The 11,986-nt window shown below is 64.5% G+C and carries 3 protein-coding genes; 2 read left to right on the top strand and 1 reads right to left on the bottom strand.

What is annotated here, in order from left to right; translation table 11 throughout:
* The first annotated feature begins 14 nt into the window (after window positions 1-14).
* Entirely contained in the window at window positions 15-9,995 is a 9,981-nt protein-coding gene (locus NM961_RS14260) for a putative Ig domain-containing protein (RefSeq protein ID WP_255915072.1), read from the top strand.
* An 8-nt stretch (window positions 9,996-10,003) separates the two neighbouring features.
* Entirely contained in the window at window positions 10,004-10,558 is a 555-nt protein-coding gene (locus NM961_RS14255) for an ankyrin repeat domain-containing protein (protein WP_255915071.1), read from the top strand.
* A gap of 192 nt (window positions 10,559-10,750) precedes the next feature.
* Here the strand turns inward: NM961_RS14255 and NM961_RS14250 are convergent, their stop codons facing one another.
* Window positions 10,751-11,941 carry a GGDEF domain-containing protein gene (locus tag NM961_RS14250; RefSeq protein WP_255915070.1) on the bottom strand — a complete coding sequence of 397 codons (1,191 nt, stop codon included), beginning with the start codon at window positions 11,939-11,941 and terminating at the stop codon, window positions 10,751-10,753.
* Between the last annotated feature and the right edge of the window lie 45 nt (window positions 11,942-11,986).

Here is an 11,986-nt window from a genome sequence, read left to right as displayed (position 1 = left end):
ATGTGACCGTGCAGGTGCAGGACGCCCACGGCGCCAGCGACGACCAGGTGTTCCGCGTGATCGTGAATGCGGATCTGGTGGGGCATAGTCATGTGGGGAGGGAGTTCTGGTTCACCCATAGCCCCAACTATTGCGTAGCGGACAAGATCGGCTGTACTCCGGCCAGCGACCCCGCCCGCAGCCACTGGGTCACCGTGGCCGCGCTGGAAGGCGCCGAAGGCTATGTCGAGATCGCCGGACTGAACTACCGCCAGAACTTCACCCTGGCCGCCGGCGGCATTGCCGAAATCCAGCTGCCCTGGCAGGCGATGAATGTCGCCAACCTGATGGCGGCGAACAAAGGTATACATGTGGTATCCGACCGGCCGGTGACCGTGGTGTCGCTGAACCGGCTCATGGCTTCCACCGACGCGGCGGTGATCTATCCGGTGGAAGTGCTGGGCACGCACTACACCGTCATCGACTATCCGCGCCTGTTCGGCGAAGGCGGCCAGGCCGCGATCGTCGCGACCCAGGACAACACCGTCATCAGCATCGCGCCGCCGGCCACCGGCCGGCCGGTGCAGCGCCCCGGCGCCGCCGGCACAGACGCCTGGAGCGTCACGCTGCAGCGCGGCCAGGCTTACGCCATGAGCGCCTGGGAAGGCTTGTCCCACTTCGCGCCGTACAGCGGTACGCGCATCGTCGCCTCCGCGCCAATCGCGGTGTTCGGCGGCAGCCTCTGCGCCGATGTGCCGGACGAAGTCAGCGCCTGCAATCACCTCTACGAACAGCTGCTGCCGGACCGCAACCTGGGCCAGGATTTCCTCGCCGGCGATCTGGCCACCCGCGCCGTGGGCAATATGTACCGCTTCGTCGCGACCGAGGACGATACGGCCATCTATGCCGGCAACCGCCTGATCGCGGTGCTGCGCGCCGGCCATACCGCCCAGCGCATCCTCGACGGCCCGGTGGCCATCCACGCGACCAAGCCGGTACAGGCTTTCCTGATCGCCCTGGGCGAGCACGCCGACAGCGGCCGCCGCGATGTGCCGCCGGGCGTGCCGGTCTCGCCGTCCGGCGATACCGATGGCGACCTGCTCGATCCGTTCGCGATCGCGCTGCCGCCGGTGGGCACCGAGCTGTCGGACTACCTGTTCACGACGGCGCAAGAGCCGGCGATGAAGCTGCATTACGCCGGCATCACCATTCCGGAATCCGCCGTGGCCAGCCTGCGCCTGGACGGCGCCGCCGTCAGCGGCGTGACCTGGCGCGCCATTGCAGGCACCGGCAAGGTGCACGGCAACCTGCGCGTCAGCGTAGGCCGTCATCGCCTGGACGCTGCCGCGCCGTTCGGCCTGATCGTCTACGGCTACGGCTACTACGAAGCCTACGGCTACGCCGGCGGCCTGCTGATCGGCAACCAGGACCGCGTGCGCCGGCTCGAAGTCACGCCGCTGGCGCAGACACGCACCGTCGGCGACAGCGCCTGCTTCGCCGTGGTCGCCCGCGATGAGCAGAACAAGCGCATTCCCTACGCGCGCTTCGCCGTGCGCGTAGAAGGCCCGCTGCCGCGCGCCGAGTCGGGCTATCTCGACGGCACCGGCCGCGGCGAATACTGCTTCGACCAGCCGTTCCCGGGCCTCACGCCGGTCACCTTCCAGTCCGGCCAGGCCCAGCTCGAAGCCCAGGTGGAATGGCTGGCGCCGACCGACGGCGTCAACCGTGCGCCGGTGATCGTGTCGCTGCCGCAGCTGGAACTGCGCGATCCACAGTTCAGCTACGACCTGGACGCGGTCGATCCCAATGGCGACGTACTGGAATATGTGCTGGTCGCCGGCCCGGCCGGCGCGCAGATCGACGCGCAGAGCGGCGTGCTGAGCTGGACCCCGGCCATCCCGGCCAACCGCAAGGCGCTGCTGCAGGAGTTCACCGTGCGCGCCCGCGACGCGCAGGGCCTCTACGACGAACAGATCTTCGAAGTGCAGGTGCATTTCCCGCCCAAGCTGGAATTCATACCGCAGCCGGCTGGCTTCGATGACCAGGTTGCCTACGAGAACACCAACTACAGCGTGCCCATCCGAGGCCTCGGCGGTTTTGCCGCACTGCTGCGCACGGACGTCATACAGGGGCCGCCGGGCATGTCGGCCTATCTCAGCGACCGCGAGGGCTCCATCCTCTGGCGCGATGCGCAGTCTCCCGCCTTGCGCCATGCCGATACCTTGCAGCTGGGCAGCTGGGACAACCGCGTCGGCAGCGCCGACATCGCCATGGACACGGCCTGGAGCCAGACCAGCAACCTGATCGCCGTGCCTGTGTTTGGCCGGCCGCTGGATACCAATGCCGACGGCGTGGTCAATGCCAGCGACCGCCTGGTCGTCGTCGGCATCGGCGGCGGCCGCGTCATTGCGCGCTATGTCGATACCGGCGACCTGCTGCCCTGGTCGGGCACGCCCGTCGCCAATGCGGCGCTGGTGCCGGCCTTCGTCGATCTCAACGGCGACGGCAAGGACGAAATCCTCTACAGCAGCGGCAGCCCGCCCAAGCTCATCGCGATCAACGGTGCCAACCAGCGCGTATGGGCCACCGACCCGCTGCTCGGCGCGAATAATCTGATCTATCTGCAGTCCAGCATAGAAAGCGCCGACCTGGACGGCGACGGCAGCCCCGAGATCATCGCCGCCGGCAGCGTGCATGGTGCCGACGGCGTGCGCCGCTGGACCATAGGCACGACCAGCGCCGGCAATATCGGCTCCGACACCGTGCATCCGCTGATCAGCGACCTGGATGGCGATGGCAGCAAGGAAGTGCTGTTCTTCAATGAAGTGCGCCGCGCCAACGGCACATTGTGGTGGAGCGTGCCTGCGGACGGCATGCCCAACAATGCTTCGTCCGAGTTCGCCGTCCACGATTTCGATGGCGACGGCAAGAAAGAGGTCATCGCCCGCGTCGTCAGCAAGGGCGGCAGCGGCATCTATCGCCTGGAACGCCTGGCCTACAACGGCACGCGCCTGGGGCCGTCCATCACGCTGCAGACTGAAGGCTGCATGCCGTCGATCTTCGATATCGATCGCGACGGCAGCGCGGAAATCTACCTGCCCTGCGAGCGCAAGGCCTATGCCATCGACGGCAGCGTGCGCCTGGCGCGGCGCGCCAACATGCCTGGCGTGACCACGCACAGCCCGTTGCTGGGCGACGTCAATCGCGACGGCGCCGTGGAAGCCTTCGGCATGACCAGCGCCGCGCGCATCAGCGATGTGCAGTCGGACTGGATCTGGTCGACACTGCGTTCGGCCTCCGGCGCCGACAACCGCGGCCTGGGTGCCTTCGTCGACAGCGACGGCGACGGCAACGCGGAATTGTTCGTCGCCGGCTATTCCAATGCACTGGAAAAACCCATCCGCGGTGTATGGCCGATGGACCGCGCCGGCCGCCGCAGCTACCGCGACGGCGTGGAACGCCATGCCGGCAGCTTCGGCCTGGAACTGCCGCCGGCCACGCAAGTCGCCGGCCTGCGCTACGACGCCTGGATAGGCGATCTGCGCCAGCGCGCCGGCAGCGATGCCGCGCACAAGCGCTATGAAGTCAATGTGCGCAACCGCGGCCTGCGCAGCATGGATCATCCGCTGACGGTGAGCCTGTACGCCGGTTCCCGCGGCGGCGGCGGCCGCGAGCTGGCGCGCACCACGGTGGCAGCGCTTCGTTCCGACGCAGTGACGGCCGTGCAGTTCCCCGAAGTTCCGGTGCAGCAGCTCAGCGGCTGGATCTACGCCTATGTCGATGCGGCCGCCGCGGAAGCCACGGCCGATATCCGCCTGGACAACAACGTCATCGGCGCGCATGTGATCGAGGTCGCGCTGACCGACGGTGCCGACCGCCTCGACAGCATCGTGCACAGCGTGGAGGTGACCGAGAAGAGCATCGCGCTGAGCCTCAGCGGCGGCCTGCCGGAAAAAATCTATTCCGGCCATCCGGTCACCTTGCAATTGCTGGCCAACCAGATCGACGCCGACAACGCGCCGCATTTCTCCCTGGTCGCGCCGCCCAAGGGCGTGCGCATCGATCCGTGGACCGGCGTGCTGACCTGGACGCCGACCGCGGCCCAGGCCGGCAATCACAGCTTCTCCGTGCGCGTGAAGCTGTTCCGCGGCACGGAAGTGCTGCACACCTTGTACACCCAGGTCATCGCCAATCCGAACCGGCCGCCGGTGATCACCTCCACCGCGCCGGGCTACGCCGTGGTCGGCCAGGCCTGGAGCTATGCCGTCGCGGCAAGCGATCCGGACGGCGACACGCTGAGCTATGCGCTGGATGCGCCGGTACTCGCCGGCATGAGCATCAACGCCCAGACCGGCGTCATCAGCTGGACACCGGACGCGGCCCTGGAAGGCACGCGCCGCGCCACCGTGCGCGTGACCGACTCGGCCGCCAATGCGACGACCCAGCTGTTCACCGTCATCGTGCAGACGCCGGCGACTTCCATCCCTGTCTTCACCAGCAATCCGCCGGCGATGGCCAAGGTCGGCTGCGTCTACACCTACGACGCCAATGCGGCCAGCGCCAGCGGCGCGAGCCTGGTCTACGGCCTCTACACCAAGCCCGCCGGCATGACCATAGACAGCGCCAGCGGCGTGCTGCAGTGGACGCCGACCGCGGCCCAGGCCGGTACGCAGGCGGTTTCCGTTTCCGCGCGCAACACGACGTCCTATGCCTACCAGACCTGGAATGTCACCGTGGTCGGCGCAGAACGGCCGCTGCGGCTCGATGTGCTGGCGGAACCGCGCTACATCACGCTGGGCCAGAGTGCGCTGATCGGCACCGTGGTCACGGATCCCGCGGGCGCCTACACGCTGACCGCCACGGCCAACGGCACGCCGTTGACCCTGGATGCCCAGGGCGGCGCGAGCTATACGCCGGCCAGCATAGGCGCGCACACCATCGCGGTGAACGTGAGCGACGGCTGCCAGACGGCACAGGCCACGACTACCGTCTATGTCGCCGATCCGGCCGACGCCGACGCGCCGGCGGTGGACCTGATCTCGCCCGAACCCGATGCGGTCATCACCAAGCCGACCGCCGTCGTGGGCACAGTCAACGACAGCCACCTGGCCAGCTGGCGCCTGGCGCTCAAGGAAAACCAGGGCGACAGCCAGTACCGCGTCATCGCCAGCGGCACGAACAACTTCAGCAGCGCCGCGTTCGCGACCCTGGATCCGACCCTGCTGATGAACGGCATCCACATTCTGGTGCTGGAAGCCACCGACACCAGTGGCCGCAGCAGCACCGACTCGGTCGCGGTCAGCATCGAGGGCGACATGAAGGTCGGCCACTACTCGGTCACCTTCCTCGACGTGGAAGTGCCGCTGAGCGGCATCCCCATCCGCGTCACGCGCACCTACGACACGCGCCGCGCGCATGAGGATCTCGACTTCGGCTACGGCTGGAGCGTGGACTACCAGAACGTCAGCGTGCGCGAGAACCGCAAGCTCGGCTTCAGCTGGCGCCTGGCGCAGAGCGGCGGCGGCCTGACGCCCTGGTGCGTACGGCCGCTGTCGGATCCCATCGTGACGGTAACCCTGCCCCACGGCGAAGTAGAAAAGTTCAAGGCCTACTTCCATCCGGAGTGCCAGCCGTACACGGCGACGGTCTACGGCGAACTGCGCTTCGCGCCGGTGGGCAATACGCACAGCCAGCTGGAACAGCTGGACTACGGCACCATCCGCGTGATCGAACAGGGCGAAGCCGCCAACCTGGCCGATCCGGATTCGCCGAACGTGCCGCTGGATCCGGGCACCTACCGCCTGACCACCGAAGAAGGCCTGGTCTACACCATCGACCAGAACTTTGGCATCCGCACCATTCAGGACCAGGCGGCCAACACCATCACCTACAGCCGCGACGGCATCGTGCACTCCAGCGGCCGCCGCGTCGGCTTCGAGCGCGACGACATGGGCCGCATCGTGCGCATCACCCTGCCCGACGGCGAGGCGCGCAAGTACACCTACTCGCCCGCCGGCGACCTGCTCACCGCGGCCGATCCGCTCGACAACACCAGCCGCTTCGGCTACCTGCAGAACCCGCGCTGGCCGCACTACCTGGAGACCATCCACGACCCGCGCAACACCCTGATCGCGCGCCACGAATACGACGCCGAAGGCCGCCTCGTCGCGACCACCGACGCCAACAACAAGCGCATCGAATACACCCATAACATCGCCGGCAAGATCGAGACGGTGAAGAATCGCCGTGGCTTCACGACGACGTATGTGTATGACGACAACGGCTGGGTACTCAGCGAGACCAATGCGCTGAACGAGCAGACGGTGCATACGTATGACGAGAACGGCAATGAGCTGACGACCAAGGATCCGCTGAATCGGGTGACCATGCGGACGTTCGATGCGCGCGGCAATCTGTTGACGGAGACGAATCCGGCGGGTGAAACGATCACGCGGACTTACGGGCGGTACAACCAGTTGCTGACGGAAACGGATGGACAGAATCGTGTCGTCCTGACCAATACCTACTGGCGCAATCTGGTCGGAGAGCAGACAGGATTCCTGACCTCGTCGACGGATGGGTTGGGGAACGTCACTTCCTACGAGATGGACCTGTGCCTGACCATGACCTGTGCCAATACCGGCGATCTGACCTCGATCGTCGATGGCAACGGTAACCGGCTCTCCTTCGACTACGACCTGTACGGCAACATGACCCAGCAGACGGATGCTCAGGGCAATGTGACCGCGCGTCAGTACGACGCCATGGGCCGTGTGCTCACGGAAACACGCCGGCGCATGGTCAACGGCCAGCGCGAAGAACTGGTCACGACCAACGAGTACGATGCGGCCGGCAATCTCATCAAGAGCACAGCGCCGGACGGTGTGATTACCCTCAACACCTACACCGAAGGACTGCTGCAGCACGCGCAGGTCGGCACCTTCCGCAAGACTCATATCTACACGCCAGACGGGAAGGTAGACACGACCTACTTCGGCAGCTCGGGTGGTACCGAGCGTTCGATCTATGACGCCGAAGGCAATGTCGTGGAACAGCGCGACCGCATGGGCCGTGTCACCAAGATGGTCTACGACGCCGCCAACCGGCTGACCGAAACCATCCATCCGGACGGCACCGGCGGTGATACCGACAATCCGCGCAGCAGGCAGGCATTCGACAAGGCCGGTCAGCTCAAGACCAGCTGGGACGAGCGCAACCAGGCGACCTCGTATGAGTACGATGCGGCAGGCCGCCAGATCGAAGTACGCAATGCGTTGAACCAGGTCACGGCGGTGGAGTACGACGACAACGGCCGCCGTGTTCTTGAGCGCGATGCCTTGGGGCGTGACGTACACAGCATCTACGACATCGCCGGGCGACTCACACGGACCGTGCTGCCGGATCCGGTCGTGGAAGACCAGGACCTGTCCAACAATCCCTACATCGACTACAGCTACGACAGGATGGGCCGCAAGATTGCCCAGACCGACGTTGCTGCCCCCCTGTCGGGAATTCCGCCGAAAACGACGCGCTACGCCCATGACGCTGCGGGACGGCTGACTGCTGTTGTACTGCCCAACCCACAGACGGGCCAGAACCCGGAAGCCATCGCCGAGGCGCTGGCGCGCGGCGAATATCCGGCAGCCGCCATCAGCAGCAACGGTGTGCTGGTCACGCGCTACAGCTATGACGAACAGGGCAACAAGATCCGCCAGATCGATGCGCTGGGACGCGCCACGAACTGGACCTACGACAAGGCCGGCCGCGTCATACGCCGTACGTTGCCGCTGGGCCAGTACGAGGAGTTCCGTTACGACTCCCGCGGCGTGCTGGACTGGAGCACGGATTTCAACGGCCAGTTCACCAAGTACACGCACGACCCGGACCACCGGCTGACAAATACGCGCTTCGGCGACAACAGCGAACTCGTACTCACCTACGACAACCTGACGCGCCCGCTGACCTTGAGCTATGGCGGGATTACGGAAACCCGCCGCTACGACGAGCGTGGACGCATGGATCAGGTCAAGTGGTCCGACGGCCAGCAAATCGACTACGCCTATGACAAGGCGGGCAACCGCACGTCTATCGCCACCGGTACGCGAACCGTCACCTTCGGTTTCGACGAGTTGAACCGCCTGAAGACCGTCAGCGAAGCCGCCAGCGTCGCGCTGGGCCAGACCGGCGCAGCCAAGGTCACTACCTTTGGCTACGACGACATCGGCAATCGCGATCACGTCGTTCATAGCAACGGTACCCGCGTGGACTATCGCTACGACCGCATGAACCGCCTGGTCAGTCTTATGCACAAGAAAGGCGCGGCAGTGTTGCTGGCGCTGGGCTATACGCTGAATCCGGACGGCACGCGTGCGCAGATCGCCGAACAGGTGCAACAGCGCGATGCGCAGGGTCAGTACCTGGTCGACAGCCTGGGACAGCCTGTACTCGACAGTACGCGTACCACGGACTATGTCTATGACGCGGTCAAGCGGCTTGTCGAAGAGTCAGTCACCTCGGCGACTCCGGGCCATGCGCGAACCACGCAATGGAGCTATGACGGGGTTGGCAATCGGCGCAGCCAGATATTGGCAACTGCGGGAGGCGGGATGGTAGTGCCTTCGTCGACGACAACGAGCTATAGCTACGACGACAACGACCGGTTGCTGAATGAAACCGCCGTCAGCAATGGTGTCAGCCACACCACTACGAACCGCTACGACCTGAACGGCAATCTGACGGAAAGCATCACGCCAGAAGCAACGATCGCCTACCGCTGGAATGCCCAGAATCGTCTTTCACAAGCCGAGCAGCGTGTAGGAAGCCTGCTGGACATAACGCAGTACACCTATACGACGGAAGGGGTACGCCGCAGCCAGATACGCAGGGCCGGTACGCCTGACGCGAGGGAAATACGCTATCTGATCGACCCCAACCAGGCTCACGCGCAGGTGATTGAGGAGCGCATTGGCAATCCGCTGGCTATCGGTGGTCAGGTAAGCAGCCTTGCACTGAAGGCAGCCTACACCTACGGCGAAGATCTGCTTGGTCAATACGCGCTGCGTGATGCGACAGGCTCGCTGCTTCCGGGCGTCGGCTTGCCCAGTGGTACCCCGAACCCGGTTGCTGTCGCAGGTACTTTCCACTACGACGGTTTGGGTACTACGCGGCTGTTGACCGACGCCGCAGGCAATCCAGTCGACCAGTACGCCTATCACGCGTTCGGAGACCGGGACGAACTTGCAAGCGTACTGGCCGCGCCGGATCAGCCGGCTACGGACTATCAGTACACGGGAGAGCAGTTCGATTCGAATCTCGGGTTCTACTACTTGCGGGCAAGGTACATGGATCCGAAGGCCGGCCGTTTCACGGCAATGGATTCGTGGCTCGGTGACGTCGGCACGCCGGAATCGCTGCACAAGTATGTATACGCCAATGCCAGTCCGACGATGTTCGTGGATCCGACGGGTCACTACACGGCGGATTTCGGAAGAGCGGTTGAGGATGAAGTGTGCGACCAGTACATTACCCAGGTGCCAACTGGACCTGCTACCGAATGCGGAAAGGTTGTCTATTACGACCCCAGCAGCTACTTCAAGCCAGACATCATGGATTGGGGGATTTTCAAGTTCAACGAAATCAAGCCGCTGAGTCTGTCAGGTATTGCGAAAGGAATAGTGCAGATAGAATTGTATACAAAGGCATACCAGCAGTGGGGTTTCTCGCCGAATCTCTTCTGGGTTCCACAAACGGCCGTGGTAAATGGCGATCAGGTGGATTTCTTTAACCTGTCCGGCGTGATTTTCTATACGGATGACACAGCCCTGAGGCGGGAAATGGCTGCTGCCACCCTTGCGACTGCTGCCGCGATTGTGCGAAGGCATGCCGTGAGAATCACAACCAAGCTGGGGGCGGATGCCGTAGCCAGAGCCGCGCTGACGCGGGGGTTGATGGCTGTGTCAGCGGCGAATACGGCTCGAATCCATGCCACGTTTACCATGGCCTTGATGCCTCTATGAAAAGTCCATTGGACGATCTGTTTGCTGCAGCTCACAAGAATGACGCCAGGACAGTAGCGGCTGCGATTCGCGCTGGTGTCGATCCTGATGAACCGCATCCGCGGGCAGGAACGATATTGTTGCAGCTGGCTTGTCAAGGTGACGCTGTTGACGTCATCAGAGAGCTTATTGCTCTTGGCGCGGATGCGAATTTGCGGTTCACGCGGCGGTCGCGAGTCGATGGACACGTATTCGCCAACCACACACCACTGATGTACGTAAAAAGTGAGCTGGCGGCGAAGTTGCTGATTGATGCAGGAGCCGATGTCGATCCTGCCGATGAAAGGGGTTGGACACCGTTGGCCAAGGCTGCGCTAGCCGGGAATGTTGCGCTATCCAGGTACCTTTTGAGTAAAGGTGCCGACCCGGATGTGAAAGTCCAATACGATGGAAAGCAGATGAAGATCCGCGATGTGATTGGCTTCAACATTGCTGATCTCACCGAAGCCATCAGGGGCGGCCGTAGAGACTTGGTTGAGTCGTTGGACCAGCTGCGTGAGGTCAGGGAGTTGTTTGCGTCGTAGAGCGGATGCGAAAAATCGGTGTTGGATTCACCTGCGGCTGAAGCAAAAGCCCCGCATTCACGGGGCTTTTGCCAAGCTGTTATGGTCGATCTGCCGTGGTCCGGTATTGGCCCACAATGTTCCGCGCCTTCACAGGCGAAGCAGGGGCAGGAGAAGAGACAAGGAGAGGATGCTTCGGGAGAGTCTCGTACCTCAATGCACCACCGTCACCACCGGCATCTCAATCTCCCCCGTAACCACCCGGTTCCTCCCCGCGCTCTTGGCCGCATACATCGCCCGATCCGCTCTCCGCACCAGCTCGCCGAAATCACTGCGCTCGGACTTGCGGCTGGCCACGCCTATGCTGATCGACAGCGGCACGCGGTAGTCGCCTTCGCCCAGGTCCAGGCCGGCGACGGCGGCGCGCAGGCGTTCGGCGACCTGTACGGCTTCGGCTTCGCCGGTGTCGTCGAGCACGATGAGGAATTCCTCGCCGCCGAGGCGGCCGATCAGGTCGCCGGGGCGCAGTTGCAGGCGCGAGGCGGCGACGACGGCCTTGAGCACCATGTCGCCGACGTCGTGGCCGAAGTTGTCGTTGATGTTCTTGAACTTGTCCACGTCCAGCAGCAGCACCGACAGCGGGCGCGGACGGCGGCGGGCCTCGGCCAGCTGGGTGGTGACCAGCTGTTCCAGCATGCGCCGGTTCAGCGAACCGGTGAGCGGGTCGGTCGCGGCCAGCTGTTCCAGTTCGGCGCGGGCGTGTTCGCTGCACATCAGCACGAAGCCGAAGGTGGCGATCACCGGCACCAGCGCGGCATAGCCGAACATCAGGCCCTGCATGGGCGTGCTGGCCATGCCGCTGGTCAGCGGCGCCGGATTGACTGCCTCGAAAACGGCGCGCGCCAGCAGCAACAAGGCGCCCAGCAGGAACGTGGATGCGGTGATCAGGCGGCTGGCGGAACGCGGCCGCGGCGCACGCAATGCCTCATAGGTGGCGATCAGGAACAGCAGCAGCACGATGGTCGAGGTGACCACCGTACGCATCGGTACGTTGCTCTGCGGCCAGGTATACGCGGCGACGGGTGCGATGACGCTGAGCGCGATCCAGTTCGGCAGCTGCCAGTTGCCGCTGTTGCCGTTGAAGGCATGCAGGGCGCGCGAATACTGCGCGTAGGCCAGGCAGATCGCGGTATTGCCCAGCAGCACCGAGAGCAGATCCGGGATCAGGTCGCGCAGGCCCAGCAGCAGCCAGGCCACGGGTTGCAGTGCGGTGCCGTATACCCACAGCACCGCCGCCCGGCGCTGCGGGCCGCGTTGGCGCCACAGCGTGAACGCCAGGGCGATGGAAAGCAGGAAGGTGATTCCCGCCGTGAGCAGCATCGCCGTGCGTACATCGATCAGCACCTGGCCCCCTTGTTGCCGCCGGCAGGGTCCGGCGGCAACTTTCTA

It is taken from the genome of Tahibacter harae, from assembly GCF_024437735.1.
In the GTDB taxonomy this organism is placed as follows: domain Bacteria; phylum Pseudomonadota; class Gammaproteobacteria; order Xanthomonadales; family Rhodanobacteraceae; genus Tahibacter; species Tahibacter harae.
Note: the sequence above shows the minus strand (reverse complement) of the source record. Positions and strands in the feature narration are given on the sequence as shown.